This is a genomic window from Pectobacterium atrosepticum (genome assembly GCF_000740965.1).
Classification (GTDB): domain Bacteria; phylum Pseudomonadota; class Gammaproteobacteria; order Enterobacterales; family Enterobacteriaceae; genus Pectobacterium; species Pectobacterium atrosepticum.
The window spans coordinates 966,743-983,273 of the sequence record NZ_CP009125.1; the positions used below are offsets into that span (position 1 = coordinate 966,743).

General features: G+C 45.0%; 18 protein-coding genes and 3 pseudogenes. 15 read left to right on the top strand and 6 right to left on the bottom strand.

What is annotated here, in order from left to right; all coding sequences use genetic code 11:
• Nucleotides 1-33: 33 nt before the first annotated feature.
• The gene (locus tag GZ59_RS04300; protein ID WP_011092557.1) at nucleotides 34-933 is read right to left on the bottom strand and encodes a LysR family transcriptional regulator; all 900 of its coding nucleotides are present in this window, start codon (nucleotides 931-933) and stop codon (nucleotides 34-36) included.
• 98 nt (nucleotides 934-1,031) lie between these two features.
• Between GZ59_RS04300 and GZ59_RS04305 the strand changes: the two genes are divergently transcribed.
• Together GZ59_RS04305 and GZ59_RS04310 are read left to right on the top strand one after the other, a co-directional pair.
• Entirely contained in the window at nucleotides 1,032-1,559 is a 528-nt protein-coding gene (locus GZ59_RS04305; protein WP_011092558.1) for a GNAT family N-acetyltransferase, read from the top strand.
• Nucleotides 1,556-2,743 carry an MFS transporter gene (locus GZ59_RS04310; RefSeq protein WP_011092559.1) on the top strand — a complete coding sequence of 396 codons (1,188 nt, stop codon included), beginning with the start codon at nucleotides 1,556-1,558 and terminating at the stop codon, nucleotides 2,741-2,743. The genes GZ59_RS04305 and GZ59_RS04310 overlap by 4 nt, the downstream gene beginning before the upstream one ends.
• Here the strand turns inward: GZ59_RS04310 and GZ59_RS23810 are convergent.
• Nucleotides 2,741-2,911 (bottom strand): annotated as a pseudogene (locus GZ59_RS23810) (helix-turn-helix domain-containing protein); the annotation flags it as partial. The gene GZ59_RS04310 and the pseudogene GZ59_RS23810 overlap by 3 nt on opposite strands.
• A 25-nt stretch (nucleotides 2,912-2,936) precedes the next feature.
• On the opposite strand from GZ59_RS23810, the pseudogene GZ59_RS22615 reads away from it, so the two are divergent.
• The 4 genes and pseudogenes from GZ59_RS22615 to GZ59_RS04325 all read left to right on the top strand — a co-directional run.
• Nucleotides 2,937-3,062: pseudogene (locus tag GZ59_RS22615) on the top strand (helix-turn-helix domain-containing protein); the annotation flags it as partial.
• Nucleotides 3,063-3,259: 197 nt separating this feature from the next.
• On the top strand, nucleotides 3,260-3,553 hold the full coding sequence (locus tag GZ59_RS04315; RefSeq protein ID WP_011092560.1) for a type II toxin-antitoxin system TacA family antitoxin: 294 nt from the start codon (nucleotides 3,260-3,262) through the stop codon (nucleotides 3,551-3,553).
• A pseudogene (locus GZ59_RS04320) lies at nucleotides 3,550-4,040 on the top strand (GNAT family N-acetyltransferase). Before GZ59_RS04315 ends, GZ59_RS04320 begins: the two are co-directional and overlap by 4 nt.
• A 353-nt stretch (nucleotides 4,041-4,393) precedes the next feature.
• The gene (locus tag GZ59_RS04325) at nucleotides 4,394-7,000 is read left to right on the top strand and encodes an AAA family ATPase (RefSeq protein ID WP_011092562.1); all 2,607 of its coding nucleotides are present in this window, start codon (nucleotides 4,394-4,396) and stop codon (nucleotides 6,998-7,000) included.
• Between the two features lie 444 nt (nucleotides 7,001-7,444).
• On the opposite strand, the gene ccdA is transcribed toward GZ59_RS04325, so the two are convergent.
• The 3 genes from ccdA to GZ59_RS04345 form a co-directional block, all read right to left on the bottom strand.
• On the bottom strand, nucleotides 7,445-7,663 hold the full coding sequence (gene ccdA, locus GZ59_RS04335; RefSeq protein ID WP_011092563.1) for a type II toxin-antitoxin system antitoxin CcdA: 219 nt from the start codon (nucleotides 7,661-7,663) through the stop codon (nucleotides 7,445-7,447).
• Between the two features lie 14 nt (nucleotides 7,664-7,677).
• Nucleotides 7,678-7,926, bottom strand: a complete 249-nt coding sequence (locus tag GZ59_RS04340; protein WP_011092564.1) for a helix-turn-helix domain-containing protein — start codon at nucleotides 7,924-7,926, stop codon at nucleotides 7,678-7,680.
• 84 nt (nucleotides 7,927-8,010) lie between these two features.
• Nucleotides 8,011-8,265 carry a helix-turn-helix domain-containing protein gene (locus GZ59_RS04345; RefSeq protein ID WP_011092565.1) on the bottom strand — a complete coding sequence of 85 codons (255 nt, stop codon included), beginning with the start codon at nucleotides 8,263-8,265 and terminating at the stop codon, nucleotides 8,011-8,013.
• 103 nt (nucleotides 8,266-8,368) lie between these two features.
• On the opposite strand from GZ59_RS04345, the gene GZ59_RS22620 reads away from it, so the two are divergent.
• The gene (locus tag GZ59_RS22620; protein WP_011092566.1) at nucleotides 8,369-8,611 is read left to right on the top strand and encodes a helix-turn-helix domain-containing protein; all 243 of its coding nucleotides are present in this window, start codon (nucleotides 8,369-8,371) and stop codon (nucleotides 8,609-8,611) included.
• Between the two features lie 177 nt (nucleotides 8,612-8,788).
• Nucleotides 8,789-9,676: a ParA family protein gene (locus GZ59_RS04350; protein WP_011092136.1), complete on the top strand. Its 888-nt coding sequence runs from the start codon at nucleotides 8,789-8,791 to the stop codon at nucleotides 9,674-9,676.
• A gap of 13 nt (nucleotides 9,677-9,689) precedes the next feature.
• Here the strand turns inward: GZ59_RS04350 and GZ59_RS22405 are convergent, their stop codons facing one another.
• Nucleotides 9,690-10,127 carry a hypothetical protein gene (locus GZ59_RS22405; RefSeq protein WP_051122321.1) on the bottom strand — a complete coding sequence of 146 codons (438 nt, stop codon included), beginning with the start codon at nucleotides 10,125-10,127 and terminating at the stop codon, nucleotides 9,690-9,692.
• Nucleotides 10,128-10,354: 227 nt separating this feature from the next.
• Here GZ59_RS22405 and GZ59_RS04360 point away from each other — a divergent pair, with 227 nt between their 5' ends.
• From GZ59_RS04360 to GZ59_RS04385, 7 genes are all read left to right on the top strand, one after another.
• A complete protein-coding gene (locus tag GZ59_RS04360) occupies nucleotides 10,355-10,747 on the top strand; it encodes a hypothetical protein (protein WP_011092138.1) in 393 nt (130 codons plus the stop codon).
• On the top strand, nucleotides 10,740-12,107 hold the full coding sequence (dnaB-PI, locus tag GZ59_RS04365) for an SPI-7-type island replicative DNA helicase (protein ID WP_048018345.1): 1,368 nt from the start codon (nucleotides 10,740-10,742) through the stop codon (nucleotides 12,105-12,107). Before GZ59_RS04360 ends, dnaB-PI begins: the two co-directional genes overlap by 8 nt.
• Entirely contained in the window at nucleotides 12,107-13,831 is a 1,725-nt protein-coding gene (locus tag GZ59_RS04370; protein ID WP_039290390.1) for a ParB family protein, read from the top strand. The genes dnaB-PI and GZ59_RS04370 overlap by 1 nt, the downstream gene beginning before the upstream one ends.
• 3 nt (nucleotides 13,832-13,834) lie before the next feature.
• A complete protein-coding gene (locus tag GZ59_RS04375) occupies nucleotides 13,835-14,107 on the top strand; it encodes a hypothetical protein (RefSeq protein WP_011092141.1) in 273 nt (90 codons plus the stop codon).
• Nucleotides 14,108-14,131: 24 nt separating this feature from the next.
• Nucleotides 14,132-14,746, top strand: a complete 615-nt coding sequence (locus tag GZ59_RS04380) for a DUF2857 domain-containing protein (RefSeq protein WP_011092142.1) — start codon at nucleotides 14,132-14,134, stop codon at nucleotides 14,744-14,746.
• Between the two features lie 8 nt (nucleotides 14,747-14,754).
• Nucleotides 14,755-15,009, top strand: a complete 255-nt coding sequence (locus GZ59_RS23815; RefSeq protein ID WP_011092143.1) for a ParE family toxin-like protein — start codon at nucleotides 14,755-14,757, stop codon at nucleotides 15,007-15,009.
• A gap of 172 nt (nucleotides 15,010-15,181) precedes the next feature.
• Nucleotides 15,182-16,378 carry an STY4528 family pathogenicity island replication protein gene (locus GZ59_RS04385; protein ID WP_011092144.1) on the top strand — a complete coding sequence of 399 codons (1,197 nt, stop codon included), beginning with the start codon at nucleotides 15,182-15,184 and terminating at the stop codon, nucleotides 16,376-16,378.
• Nucleotides 16,379-16,531: the final 153 nt, after the last annotated feature.

The window sequence follows — 16,531 nt, forward strand, 5'->3', positions numbered from 1 at the left end:
CCATTGGGCTGTTATCCCAGCAGTTATTTATCTTCACTCATCTTTTGCAAAACTGCCGTTTAGTCTTTTCAGCACCTCGCTGATTCCTCTGCTGACAATCCGATCCTCCCGCATTACCGTCGCGAGGGTCCGGTACAGAAAGGGCACCATGGAATACACGCTGAGCCCCTGTCTTTCTCCCATGCTTCTAACGGACATGCGGGGAACGATGCTGTAGCCCAAACCGGCACGAACCATCCTTTTAATGGCTTCAATACTGCCAAGCTCCATCACAGGACTGGCAACATGCCCGGCATAACGGAACCACTCATCAATCAGGGCGCGGGTCCCGCTTCCGGGTTCAAAGATAATCAGCGGCAGTGACAAAAGGTCGTCCGGAGACAGCGGCTTAGTACTCTGCCCTAAGGTATCTTTTTCCATGATGATGACAAACTCATCCGTACCCAGAGGGTTAACGCTCAGGCATTTACCTGCTGCCGGCAGTGTTACCAGACCAATATCTATACGATTTTCTTCCACGCCTCGCACAATATCTGAAGTATTGCCAGTGCGTACGTCCACTTTCAACAGAGGATGCGTCTGTCGTAACTGCTGCAGTAAGGGTGGCAGAAGATGAATGCAGGCCGTTGCGCCGGTACCGACAGTGACGGTGCCGGTTATATCGTCTGAATGCAGGGACACTGATTCAACCGCCGCACTTACCACTGCATCAATTTTCATACAGTGCTCAGATAGAGTCATTCCAGCAGGCGTTGGCCTTATTCCCCGGCTGGTTCTCTCAATAAGACGGGCCTGAAATACCTGCTCCAACTGTCTTATCTGCAGGCTGACGGCTGGCTGTGACAGTCCGAGAGCTTCTGCTGCCCCGGAGAAACTGCCCCGGCTGATGACCATCCTGAAGGTAGTAAGGTGAGCAAGGTTCAGGGTTGCCATATCAAAGTTTTCCTTATACCGCAGATAAGCCCCGTGGCCTGTCTGAAAATATTAATTCGAGTTAGTCTCTGTTTATGAAAGTAAAAGGAACTGTACCAATGGAAATAACTGAAGCAGATGAACGACATATTCCTGCTATCCAGCAGATTTATGCTTATCACGTATTACATGGCACCGCCACTTTTGAAACCGAACCGCCGGATGCGGTTGAAATGGCAATTCGCTTGAAAAAAGTGCTTGCAGCAGGGTTGCCCTGGTTTGTCGTGGTTGATGAAGGACAGGTCCGGGGATACTGCTACCTGTCTTTTTACCGGGAACGGTTTGCCTACCGCTTCACCCTGGAAGACTCTATATATATTGACCCCACGTTTCAAGGGCGGGGTATCGGCAAACGGCTGTTGTCCCGTGCAGTAATGTGGGCTGAAGCCCGTGGCTTTCGTCAGCTCGTAGCCGTGGTGGGTAACAGTGAGAATACAGCCTCCCTTGCCCTGCATCGTGCCGCGGGCTTCAGCATCACTGGCACACTCACGTCCGTAGGGTTCAAACACGGGCGCTGGCTCGATACGGTCATCCTGCAGCGTACGCTCGGACAGGGTGATACCACGCTTCCAGAGTACAACGATTGACAGGCGGACATCTGACTGGCCGCACCGTTTTCTGCACTGGGATGACGCAGCTTATCAACTGGGGGATCACGTTCTACATGCCGGGTGTCTTCGGAACCGCCATCATGGCTGAAACGGGCTGGTCTCCTGTTGTAATATTTTCCGGCCTGACTGTTGCCATGCTGGTTATGGGACTGGTTTCACCGCTAACTGGGCCCGTTATGGCACGTACCGGCGGACGAGCATTGATGATGGCGGGTACTCTCGCCATTGCCGTCGGGTGTTTTCTGATGGCTTTTATCCATTCAACAGCCGCGTGGATTACGATCTGGATCCTGATGGGAGCTGGTATGCGGCTTGCCCTGTACGACGCCGCGTTTGCCCTGCTTGTGGAAACCGCAGGTGCAGATGCACGTCGGGCAGTCTCTCTGGTCACTCTGTTGGGGGGCCTCGCTTCAGCTGTGTTCTGGCCTGCAGGCGCTGCCCTGTTGCACGTCACTGACTGGCGGCATGCCGTTATCGTTTACGGCTGTGCAGGGCTGGTGAGTTTGCTTTTTCTGACTGCCGTTCCGGCAGGCCATCGGGTAAAACCTCCCGCTGCTGGCCGGTCTGGTTTTCCGGCATCGGGGACAGCAGAGAATCGAAAAGCATTTATTAGCGGCCTGTGGTATGCTGCCTTGATTGCGCTGCTCAGCTTTGTCTCCACCGGCGTATCCACGCATTTACCCCAGATACTGGCCGCTTATGGCATGCCCGCCCTGGCTGGCATGCTCTGGGGCGTGGGACAGGTGGGTGCCCGCCTGCTGGACGTGATTTCTGGCGCACGAATCTCCGCGCTACGTCTTAATCTTATTATCGGCATCCTGCTGCCGATCTGCTTTCTGGTCGGTCTTGCGGGCAATATTACCCCAGTCGCTACAGTCTTCTTTGTTCTGGCTTACGGGGCCGTGAACGGGCTTTGTACTGTCGTAAAGGCCCTACTTCCTCTTATGCTATTTGATCCGCAGCGGTACGCCCGCAAAACAGGCTTACTGCTGTCACCGGGTTTTTTCCTCGCGGCGCTGGCCCCGTCTGCGTATGCCATGCTGTTGGAGCAGTACGGTGTACACGGCACGCTGCTTGTTTCCACCATCTTGACCTTGTTCATTACGGCAATTTCTGTGGTGCTCTGGAGACGCCATTCCGGCTCTGCTGCACAGAACTAGATGGATAAATTCTACGATGTCTAACCTTCTTTCTCCGTTCTCAACTTTAGCGATAAACGATTGAGAGCGATCCAGCGCTAGGTTTCCTCTCGTGATCCCTCTGGCAATGCGTGCTTCACGTAATGCCTTGATAACGATCTGATATTCATCAGAGTAAACAGAAGCCATCGATTCAATCCCATAGCTAATTTTTTTAACAAGACATTCGCCGAAAGGTGAAAGGCTAATTGCCTATGCATTGGGAAAGCAGCCGGAGGAGATCTGGCCGTCGCGCTATCAGGGCATAAACCCAGATCATGGGGAAGGGGAGGCGGCATAGCCCTCTCGTAGAGAATCGCACGAGGTTCGATAGAAAGTCCGGTTCCCCGAGCTGTTGTCAAAACCCGTGGGTTGACCCATATTTTTATAGATGGATCAGAATGATGTGGCTCATACGATAAAGAAATGTCCAGTTCGTGTCTTTGGTTCGGTTCCCTATGGTACTAATATCCAGAGAGTATGACGGAGGATAACATCATGCCAGCAACGAACAGCGTTTCAGTTAAACGCGAAACACTAAATTTACGTATCAAGCCTGCTGAACGCGATCTTATTGATCGAGCTGCGAAGGCCAAAGGGAAAAATCGCACTGATTTTGTCCTCGAAGCTGCTCGCGCGGCCGCAGAGGAAGCGTTGATCGATCAGCGCATTATCATGGCAGATCCTGATGCCTATCAGGAATTCCTTGTTCGCTTGGATCAAGCTCCTTCGCCGAATGCCGCACTGCGTAAAACCATGCAAACACCTGCACCGTGGGAGCAGAAAAAATGATTTCCACGCCCTGAACCACTCCACACCGAACATGCACTTTCCTCGTTCTGTTGTGGTGTAGTTATCTATGGACAACTGGCTGAAACAACGGGCGATGAAAAATCAGATATCTGGCGCATCAAGGACTTTCGTTAGTTGCGATGGCCCAAAAGTGTTGGCGTATTACTCGCTTGCTTCCAGTGCCGTGGCAACGAATGCCGCCCCCGGACGCTTTCGCCGCAATATGCCCGATCCGATACCGGCGGTGGTGCTGGGTCGTCTGGCGGTAGATAAATCATTACATGGTCAGGGTGTTGGCCGTGCTTTGGTACGTGATGCTGGGCTAAGAGTGATTCAGGTCGCTGATACTATCGGCATTCGCGGGATGTTGGTTCATGCGCTGTCTGATGAAGCGCGGGAATTTTACCTGCGGGTGGAGTTTGAGCCTTCGCCAATTGATCCGATGATGTTGATGGTGACGTTGGGGGATTTAGTCAGTAGTATTTAATTTCAGGATGTTATTATATTGCTCTCAGTCTATACCGCATTAGTTTTAAGTCGAACTTATTACTACACAAGTATTAAAATACTAAGAAAAATCATGCTTAAGGCCAATCTTTACCTTTAAAAGACCTTCTTTATAAACTTCATTAGCTAGATATTATTGTAGTTACGATATTTTTAGCTGCCATTTTTTGAAAAGTCAATGTTATCTACGAAACTACATTGTCCACTTGTTTTTTATCATAATGATTGATAGAAATTAAACTGAGTGTTTCCATCCAAACTTCGAAAAGTTCAGATTGATAAAAAGTAAACGTTCTTGATGTAAATTTAAATTACACGTGAAAAGGAGATATCATGTCTGATAGTGAAATAATAACATCGATAAACTCATTTGATAGTTGGTTATTAGAACGGCCTAAATGGCTTCAAACTGCAGCTAGTAAAATAATTCATAAGAAAGCTAAGTTGGATGATGCTGAAATAAACGAAATGGTGGAGCTCTGCATTGCTGAAGTGTTGAATTCTAAAAATGATAAATTGCAACAATATACCCCAGGATTACTTTCTCAGGCCACAGTTAACGCCGCATTACGGTTAGTGAAACTAACCAACGTACAAGGTGTTAACGCGTTAAGTTCTCCCGGAGCTCTCGATTTTGGAAATAATCAACTGACAGTGGTTTATGGTTCGAATGGTGCAGGTAAATCAGGTTATGCTCGCCTAATTAAAAATATTTGCGGATCAAGAAATCGTGAGCATGTCTTGAGTAATGTTTTTTCCGAAACTAACATAGACATGAAAGCTTCTGCTCATTACAGTATTGATGGTGGAAATGTTATTGAAATTCAATGGACGCCGGCTTCAGGGCCTTGTAGGCCGTTAAAAAACATTCAAATTTTCGATTCCAGCACTGCATCTTCATATATATCGAATAAAAACCCTGCAACATATGAACCCGGGAAAATTAGATTTATACGTACATTGATAGAACTGTGCGATGATGTTACTCAACGGATAAATAATCAAAAGAATAAATTAACTGATCAAAGGCCTAGAATTCCAGATTTACTTAAAAATACGACTACTGCATATTGGAATAATAAAATATCGGCAAGAACTACTCAGAAAGAGATTGATGAACGCTGCATTTATAGTGATGAGATGGACCGCGAAAGAGTTACAGGAGAAGCAAATCTTTTACAGGCTAATATTCCTGATAGAATCAAAGCTATACAGCTAACAAGACAATCTTTGAAGCAAATCACGACATTTATTTACAGTATAAAGAGCTCTTATAGTGATGATGCCTTATCCTCAATAATTTCTTGTAATCTTGATTCTTCTAAAAAAAGAAAAGCAGCAAATGAAGCTTCTCAAAAACTTTTCAGCAATGCACCACTCGAAGGTGTTGGTCAGGAAACTTGGCTAGCTCTATGGCAACATGCCAGAAATTATTCAAACAATGTTGCATATAGAAATTTTCAGTTTCCCCATACAGAAAGTAATTCCCGGTGTGTCCTTTGTCAGCAAGAATTGAACAGTGAGGCTAAGGTTCGCTTAAACTCATTTGAGTCATATATAAAAGATAGTTTAGAAAAAAGTGCAAAACAGGCTGAGGCATTACTTATAAATTTATATGGTAAGCTTATTTCTCTACCTGATGATAATGATTGGAATTCTAGGTTACACACATTAAAATTACCTGAGGATAGTAGTGTTAACATAATCAGCGTAATTAGAGAGAGAAAGAGGTTGTTACTAGAGGTTGACTCGGTTGAAAAATTACCTCACGTCAATTGGGATTTGATTGATAAAGCTCTCACTGAAATTGATGCTGCACTAAATCTTGAAGAGAAAGCATTGCAGCAACTACAGACAGATCATGGAAGGCAAGCATTAATCACAAGGATTGATGAGCTAAAGTCAATTCAATGGCTGAGTCAAAATAAAAAACATATAGTTGATGAGGTTGAAAGACTAAAAAAAGTAGCCATTTTGACCAAAGCATTAGGACTGGCACGAACTAATCAGTTGTCATCCAAAAGTAATAGTCTTTCTCAAATGTTAATCAGCGAAGGTTATAAAGAAAGATTTTCGGAGGAATTAATTAAATTAGGTGGGAAAAGATTAAAGGTCAGGCCTAGAGAAAATAAAAAAGGAAAAGGTGAGACTACTTTTGATATAGAAATAATTGATGCAGTGCATTCAGTTTCTCCATCACTAATTCTAAGTGAAGGGGAGTCCAGAATAGTCGCATTAGCAGCTTTCTTGGCGGATATGACTGGTGAGCAATACGTTACTCCTTTTGTTTTTGATGATCCAATATCTTCACTTGATCAAGACTATGAAGAACGAGTTATAAAAAGGCTCATTGAGCTTTCTGAAGAACGTCAAGTCATTATTTTTACTCATCGATTATCGCTTGTTGCTTTAGTTGAAGATGAAATTAAAAAACGAAAAATCGGTAATTTAGGAAAACCTATAGTGCATGAAGTTCTTACGTTACAGAGCTTTGCTGGGCGTATAGGAATGCATGTTCCTGGTAATATAAGAAATCAACAGCCTAAAAAAGCATTAAACATGCTGTTAAATGATGCTTTACCTAAAGTGAAAAGGGCTTATGATAAAGGTGAAGTAGATGCTTTTGATATTGAAATAAAAAGTTTATGTAGTAATTTTAGGATAATAGTTGAGCGTTGTGTTGAAATTATACTTCTTTCTGAAGTTGTGGTTAGGTTTAGAAGGAGTGTAATGACGGGAAATAAATTAATGTCATTAACTAATATTAGTGATTCAGACTGTCAGTATCTTGAAAATCTGATGTCACGATACTCCGTCTTTGAGCATTCTCAACCAGATGAGCTTCCAGATACCTTACCAGAGGTTGATATTCTTGAAAATGATCTAAATGGTTTGATTAAATGGATTGATGAGTTCGAGTCCCGTAAGAAAAATCAATAGTAATACCTAGAGAGATGAAATAAATCCCATCTCTCTTTTTTATTCTTAATTAAATTATTTGTGTGTTATCTAAGCTGAAAATACTCTTTTTATTGCTGATAAATTTGCTTTCTTTGAATTGTAAGCACCCAGGCAATCAGGGTAAAATTATCAGTATACTCATGGTGCCATGGTGCTGGCTCAACATAAATGCATTGAATTCCCGCTCAAATCCCCAAAACATAAGATTGATAGTATCCTTAATCTCATCCGCATAGTCGCCAAGATCCGCGATAGCCTCACAAATCATCTCAACAGGAACCGCTCGACAACTCAGTCGTCATCAATCGATAATCTTCGCCGTCGATGCGGATCAGAGGGAGCAATGTTTTATTCACTTTCTCAGGCAGGTGATGAGACTCGATAGACTGAATCGTTTGTATTGATAAGCAATGAATTACACGATCACCAGTTCCTGTTTTCATCAGCAAAAGAACCATTCTGGGTAATAAATCTGGCGACGTCTTCCATCCCTTCACGGTTTTCCTTCTTCCACACCTCAGTTTTGATGCGGTGGTCTTCTTTGTCTATGACGTCATTCGTCAGACCAGAAATAGGTATCCAAGTAGCATTGGGGGTCTGCTTATCGTCTTTGTTCACGGCAATACTAATCCAGCGTTTCATTGCCGTGTTCCTCTTTAACTAAGTGCTTTATATTTTGCAGGGATCTTAGCAATAATGCTGGCGGGGTCCAGAGAAAGTAAACGGGCGATATGGATAAATTCTACGATGTCTAACCTTCTTTCCCCGTTCTCAACCTTGGCGATAAACGACTGAGGACGATCCAGCGCTAGCGCCAGGTTTACCTGCGTGATCCCTTTGGCAATGCGCGCTTCACGTAATGCCTTGATAACGATTTGATATTCATCAGAGTAAACAGAAGCCATCGATTCAATCCCATAAAATTTGGGATCAAATATCAGTCGCCTACTGTTTTATCCCAAAATGGGATAAATAAAAATTTGTGTTGCTTACTTAATGCTATTTGTCTGTATTTTATGCACTATTCTTTCTAAAACAGTGGAAGCGTCTACAGATAGCAGGTGAGCGATGTGGACAAATTCAACAACATCCAGCCTACGTTCCCCATTCTCGATTTTGGCGACAAAAGACTGAGGTCGACCTAAAGCGTTCGCCAAATTTTCTTGGGTCATGCCTTTTTCGATTCTGGCCTCTCGCAGTATTTTTATAACTGATTGATATTCATTTGAATAAATCGATGCCATTTTGGTGACCTTGATAGATATCCCAAAATCGAATATCAATCATTTTCTTTTTTATCCCAAAATGGGATAATTGGAGCAATTCATCATAGGGAGCGGTAGATAAATGGATAAGTACGATTGGCATCCGGCAGACATTATTGCTGGCTTAAGAAAGAAAGGAACAACGTTGGCGGCGGTATCAAGAGCATCAGGATTAGCGTCTTCAACACTCGCTAACGCATTAACAAGACATTGGCCCAAAGGCGAAAGGTTAATTGCCTGCGCATTGGGAAAGCAGCCGGAGGAGATCTGGCCGTCACGCTATCAAGGCATGAACCCGGATCATGGGGAAGGGGAGGCGGGATAGCACTCTCGTAGAAGAATCGAACGTCGTTCGATGGATAGTCCACACGCCAGAAACGAAAAACCCCCGCCAAAGGCGAGGGTTAAGAATAAGTGGTGCCCGGACTCGGAATCGAACCAAGGACACGAGGATTTTCAATCACCGTGTTGAGATATCTGCACATTCTACCGAGTGTGCAAAATGAAAATTTTACCCGTAATTTCGACAAAGGGCGGCGAAGGTAAGTCTACTCAAGCTGCTAATCTTGCTGGTTTTTTTGCTGATGCAGGGTTAAAGACTTTGCTTATCGATGGCGACTATTCGCAACCTACAGCCAGCAGTATTTATGCGCTGGAGCATGAGGCTCCGTTTGGATTGTTTGAACTGTTAATGCAGACAACAGATTTAAACCAGCCAGAGAGCATAATTTCTCGAACAGCCATACCCAATCTTGATCTCATCATTTCCAACGATCCTGATGATCGCCTTCCCACAGCAATGCTTCATGCCCCTGATGGACGCATGCGTCTCAAGAACATCCTTCAGCATCAAAGTTTCCAGAGTTACGACGTCATCATGATTGACTCGAAAGGGGCTGCCGGTGTGATGGTTGAACTCGTTGTTCTGGCTGCAACAGAAAATGTTGTTGGCGTGATTAAACCCATACTTCCTGATGTTCGGGAATTCATGCGCGGAACGGTGCGTCTAATGTCCCGCTTACTTGCGTTGCAGGCATACGGAATTCAGATCCCTGATATCAAAATTTTGGCCAACTGTGTTGAGAACACATCATTGGATCGTAAGACCTTGGAAGAGTTGGGCAATATCGTTTCTGAGAAGAAATACCTTCAATCCGAAAGCATCAATATTTCCATACTTGAAACAAAAATTGACCAGCTCGAAGTCTATAAGCGTGGTCATGCCTTTGGTCAACCAGTCCACCGTCTTGAGTATGTAACCGATCGCAAAAGCGCTGCGGCTGCAGTAACCATGCATAGTCTCGCTTGCGAGCTATTCCCGCATTGGAAAGATAAGTTTGATTCCGTGTTACGGAATCAAACTGGTGCAGGGGAGGTAGCCAGTGTTTAATCTTCAGTCACTACTATGCCGGAATGGCATCAGTCAGCGTGCTTTTCGACCAAGCATCCATTCCAGTGAACGGATCATCCAATCGGTCGAGCTGCTTTTCGATATCCCATTGCTTGGCACTCCAGTCAGGATCGGCTGCAAAAGCAGTCCAATAGTCGGTCAGCGCCAGCGACATATCTTTATCGGACATGCTTTGAATAATTTCCGGCGTCCACTGATGCTGCTTAATCAGCGCATATTTCAATGCTTCTCGCGGGGAACTGGGGCTGAATTGCTGATGCCAGCTATGCGTCAGACGAAGCCATTCGCCCAGCCACAACAAGCGGTAGGACATCTGAATCAGTTCTGCGCCGGGATATTCCGAATACTTTTCTGCTGCCTGACGGTAAAAAAATTTACAGCGTTTTTCAAAAGCATCAATGTCGGACTGTGTTTGTTTATTTGTATTCATGTTTTTTCCTTTCATGTTTCCGTGAATATGACATCGCTGGCATGTGCTTCTGATCGCGGTCGTCAAACTTATCGATCAGAAAACGTGCATCCAGTGAAAGGGAGTATATCCCTGGCAATTGTCAGTCCGACGCCCTTTTCAGAAGTTTACATAACCTCATTAAAAACAATGTTATTACATTACTTTAATGTAGTTTTAGCTCGTGGCTATGCTGTGGAGGGAAAGCAATGAAGACTCTCCATCGAGCATTCTGCTCCTGCAATCATTGGCGCTATAAAGACGTTGATGAACAGACCGTTTTTTTTGAAACATTTCACACTGAACATGCCGGAGAGCGTTTACGGTCGCTCTTGGCGAACACGTGGGGCGTTCCTGAGTCCTCAGTCATTGTTTACAACGTTTTTCCTGAACGGGAACTGTCTCTCCTCTCATTGGATGACTCATCCTCTGATGACAAGATGCTGTTTGAAACTGGTTGGGATCGAGATGCCAAACGTCCCTGCTATTTGGATGATTTTCCGTTAATGCTGGTTTCTCCCAGAACATATAAGCGTCTGGTGAAAGCATTCATGAGCATTAGCCAGATTGGCTGTGGCGGAAAGGAGGCTGCGCATGGCTAACTCTCAGATGCAATTTCTTCCTTCTTCTTTGGAGGCAGAGCAATCAGTCATCGGGGCATTAATGCTTGAGAACAACCGCTGGGACGATGTGGTTGAACGGATTGTTGTTGGCGATTTTTATAACAGGGCACATCAGCAGATATTTAAGGCTATGCAACGGTTGGTCGAGAGCGGTCAACCTATCGACCTCATAACGCTGTCTGAATCAATCGAAAAAGCCCCTGATAACCTGTTTGAGTCAATTGGCGGATTTGCTTACCTCGCCGAGTTGGCTAAAAACACGCCGAGTGCAGCGAATACGAATGCCTATGCTGAAATTGTCAGAGACAGGAGCCAGGCTCGTCAGTTGGTGGCATTGGGTAAGAAAATCAGCGCTGATGCCATGTCCACGGCACATGGACGAATAAAAATTTCAGATATCGCGGAACAGGCTGAACAGACACTTTTCGACATATCGGAACAGCGCGAAGCCAAAAGTGAAATACCACTCCAACAGGGATTGACGCTGGTTGTCAATCGGCTAGAACGCAACTATGCCGTACCCGACGGAATAACGGGAACGCCTACGGGATATATCGAACTGGATAAAGAAACGTGCGGTCTTCAGGAAGCGGACCTGATTATTCTTGCTGCGCGTCCTTCCATGGGTAAAACATCGTTAGGGCTAAATTTCGCTGAAAATGCGTTTGGGCGTGTATCTGATAAACCCGTATTCATATTTAGTCTGGAGATGCCAGCAGACCAGTTACTCATGCGTATGGCCGCATCTATTGCACATGTGAGTGTCCAGGCCATGCGCAGCGGCCAATTGAATGATGAAGATTGGGCGCGAATATCAGATGCATTGGGCGTCATGAAATCCTGGGGCGATCGTCTGGTAATTGATGATAACAGTGATTTAACCCCATCTTTATTACGTTCTCGTCTACGCCGTTTTATTCGTAAATACGGTCAACCTTGTTTAGTCATGGTTGATTACTTACAGCTAATGAGCTCTCCAGGTTCTGAAAACCGCACTCAGGAAATATCGGTAATCTCTCGTTCTCTAAAGGCCATTGCCAAGCATTTTAATGTTCCTTTGCTTGCGTTATCTCAGCTAAATCGTGCGTCACAAACTCGGGCCGATAAGCGACCAACACTCTCTGATCTTAGAGATGGTGGTTCTCTGGAACAGGATGCGGACATGATCATGTTTATCCACCGTGAAGAAGTTTATGACTCGAATACTCCGGATAAAGGGTTGGCAGAAATCATCATTGGTAAACAACGTCAGGGGCCTGTGGGTACGGTAAAACTTGCCTTTGATGCGCAATATACGCGTTTTAGAGAATGGAATTTAGGCTATGGAGAGAAATACTAATGAATAAAAAAATAGCCTCGTTGCAGCTCGGGAACGCGATGCTGCAAGGAAGTCGGGAACCAGCAACAGCTCAAATTTCCGCGTTGCCAGTTAATGAAATGCCAATGGTACTGACGTTGGATCAGATGGGTCCTCATCCAGATAACCCGCGTACCAAGCGTAATCCCAAATATAATGAGATTAAAGAATCCATCCGTCACCGGGGCTTAGACACCGTACTCAAAGTAACGCGTGATCCGAACGTACCTGATATTTATGTCTTCAGTGATGGTGGTAATACACGCTATGAAATCCTGAGCGAACTGTGGGAAGAAACGCAGGAAGAACGCTTCTTTCGTCATACCGTTATTTTCAAACCGTGGCCCGGCCGTCTCCAGTGTGTCATTGGCCATCTTGCTGAGAATGAGGTCCGTGGCGAATTGACCTTTATAGAAAAAGCTTTCGGTATCCAGAAAGCCCGCGGCATTTACGAGGAACAACTCGGCAAATCCGTATCATTGCGTGAGTTGGCAACGTTGCTGACGGAAGCTGGGTTACCTATAGATAATTCGAGTATTAGCCGGATGGACAACACAATTGCCTTTCTGTATCCATATATACCTAACTTATTGGAGTCAGGATTAGGAAGGTCTCAAATACAAAGTCTTTTATCTTTAAGGCATGATGCGGAAAAAATTTGGTCAGAATATGTTTTAACAGTTTCAACTGAATTGTCTTTTGAAGATGTTTTTGGCGGATGCTGCAAAAAATTTGATTCTCCGGATGACTGGTCACTAGAAATGTTCCGGGACGAGTTTATCGGTGACTTGGTCAGTGCTTTACCGCACCCGTCTCTTAACTACGATCGCTGGGTGATGGAATTAGATCCGAAGGTGCGTAATCAGCGCAAGCTTTTTGGTGAAACCGAGCCATTACCCGCGTTCGTCCATGAACCCTCTCTTGAAGCCATAAATAAAGACAAAGGCGATGATGCTGATGGTTCAAAATCCACAACACCATCGTCCTTAAAGGCTGGAAATAATGATGATAAACAACATTTTTCAGCACCAGCTTCAACATCTGCTGCTCCCCCGTTAAACAATCAAAGTGATGAACATCGTCAGCATATTGATGAAGACGATGAGCATCATGATGATGAGAATGCAGAGGACTGGGAATTTCAGGGCAATGACAATACCTTCTCCCATAACGACAACCAAGGCAATCTTTCTGGGTTGGCAAATCGCCAGAGTGAAGACTCAGATAGTCAGACGACATTTTCTTCACCTTCGGGTGGGCATTCTACCCAACAACTGGCCTCTTCTTCTGTACTTTCTTTTGCTAACGGAGGTCTGGAGCCAGTCTCTGATATCTGGCAGATCTCTGCGTTCCAGGATGACATCGAACATTTACAGGATAGCGCGTATCGACTGGCATTTGAGCTGGCTGAGGCTATGGGCTATCCCAATGAGATCGTGGAAGCGAAAGAGCCTTTTGAGGCTGGTTATATTGCATCAAGATCCAAAGCGCCATTCATTCTCTTTCTCAATGGACTAACTGGCCAGCAAAGCGATGAACCATTCAACATGTTCAGCTTTTGCCTAAATGTTATTGGCTCTGCAAACAAAGGGGACTCACCCGTTCTCGACGATGCCTACACCGTAAAAATGTTACGCCTGATTAGAGTATTGCGTCGTTTACGTGAACATCAGCGACAGATCGCCATGGAACAAGCTGAGCAGTAAAGGATGGGGAAATTACGTTTAGAAAGCGGCACCTATTATGAGGTACTGCTTAATGCACTATCCAGTGCCATAAAAGAGAAAGAGCGTCAGATACAGGATGCATATACGGATGATGTCAGAATATTAGATCGGCGCGGTGAAATACTCAGCCAGCATGATGAATGTGACATTTTCTTAAAAACTGCGAATGAATGCACGCCGTTAATAGATGATTTTCGGCGTATTCATATGTATTTGTCGTGTAAGTATTTAGATAACGAAAAAAGAAATAAATAATATTTTACACATGGAGCAAAACTTATGAGTGAAAATTCACTACAAATAGCAAATGCATCTCAGTCAGCAAATAATCTTTTGACTCAATTAGTGATGGACTTAAAGAGTGGTTACATACGCCGCTGTGAGTCTCTCGGATTAAAGCAAGAGGAAATGCAACTACTGCAAAGTCTGACGATTGAAGACTTGCACTATATTTCCAATAGTTCTGTTTCTGTATTGCAGTTCAACATTCACCACGAGAATTTTTACCGCTTAGTTCAGCATGCCCGCCGTGAACAAATGCGTACACAACGTATTGATCGTGCGTTATCGCTGGGGGGGTCTATTGAACTTATGCAACACATGTTTGGGTTATCCAGTCTTGAAGTCGCCAATCGGCGGCGCATTGCTGGCATTGACGTGCGCCCAGGACGAGGTGTTGTCTTGAGTGAAGAAGAAAGTACAACACTTTGGCAGCGTTGGCAGCTCGCTACTGTAGAGAATGTCGACAGTGGCGAGGGGTTGGATGTCATGATGTTAGCCGCAGAACAGATGGATGTGTCGTTGACTGCTGTTTGGCACGCCGTTCGGTCGTGGAGTCAAACGCATCGCATGAATATTTCCGCTGAATCAGCAAAAAAAACGATATCACGGTGAGGATAATAATGCGTTCTCGTTTATGCGAAATCATGCCTGGATTATATGCTCCGGCAACAATTCCAAAATCACATTATCACAAAGCTAAAAGTCAAATTCGACGCTTTCGAGATGGAGAGAGAAATTATACTCGGCTGACTGAAAAAAATACTAAGTATCTAAAAATTGACATCGGTCCATTTTGGCGATTATTGAGCCGAAATCACGGTGATTCGTGGGAATTAATGAATCACGAACGATATAACAAAGAAATTCGCAAATAATATAGGTGATTCATGGCTAAATCGGAATGTTAAAAATGAGTCAATAAATGATGACTAATCAGTGTCTTTATACTGCATCTAACTATTTGGATGCAGAAACAAGTGCATTGATGTTTTTCATCGCGAGCCAGCAGACGGATAAGAAACCGTCAGCGATAAGGATAATAATGATATGAATCTGCCGGCAGACAGCCTGATAGCTTACTCCGTTGAGAAGATGAACCTCCGGTTAGCTGAGCGAATACCCGGTGATGACGCGGGACAGCTGCGTAGCGGGCTGCTTTATATGGGGAACGTACATGATGCATACCCCAGACGCTTACTGTTAGACACTCAGCTATCTCCTCTTGATAAGATGGCCTGGATGATGATCCGTTTGTATGCCCAGCAAAATGAGGGCGCAATTTTTCCCACCTATGATGAATTACAACTTCAACTGGCTTCCCCACATAAAGGCGGAGCATCCCGGGAAACCATTAGCCGCGTACTGCTGATGCTGAGGATCACTGGTTGGTTAAGTTTGTGCAAACGCGTTCGCGATGAAAAGGGACGTGTCCGCGGGAACATTTATGCTCAGCATGATGAACCCCTTTCATTTCGTGATGCGGAGATTCTCGATCCGGGCTGGCTGGACACGGTTGCTGAAGCGTGCAGGAATAAAAACAAAACTATCAGCCAGACAGCATGGGAAGTTCTGAACGAGATCAAAAATGATACAACGATGCGACATCGTCATAGTCGTATTGCGCTTATTGAAAGTCGCCTTGGTTCCGTCCAAACACCACAACAAATGGCAGCCAGACAGAGTGTTCGTCACCTCAGTTCGGAATCCGAACTAAGACAAAAGTCACACAGTTCGGATACAAATCCACTGAGTTCGGTATCCGAATTCAGTCATCCAGAAGGGGATGAATCACCTAGTTCGGAATCCGAACTCAGTGGTATTTCAAGGGGTTGTCACTCAGTTCGGAATCCGAACCGTTACGTACGTAGTAATACACACTGTGTAAAAAGAAATACGTACGTACTGCCAGGCGCCTTTGAGCAATTGCTGTCACTTGATGACCGTAGCATGGCGACAGAACAACTTCAGGCACTGACCAGTGAACAAGCCGAACAGGTGCTGCAATCCCTGAAAAGAGCACTTTCTGACGGAGGGCTAAATAATCCAATTGGCTGGCTACTGGCCGTATTAAAACGGGCCCGTGACGGAAAACTCTTTACCCAAAGAGCGTCTAAACCGCCTGTTCAGGCCCAAACTTCTACGGCGGTAAGTGATGCTATGTCTAAGCCAGCTGTGAAAATTTCTGATAAAGCGCATGTTCAGAGTGTACTGGCTGAGATACGACGGAAGTGTGCGGCTGGATGATTGTTGAGTTGGTTAAAAAATAGGCGCTGCTGCGCCGCGCAGCAGCGATTAAAAAATAACCAATCAGTGAGTTCAGGTACAAAATGGCGTGATTTTGGATGATGACGTTTAGTCGGTTAAAAAACAGTCACTGTTGCCCCGGGCAACAGTGAC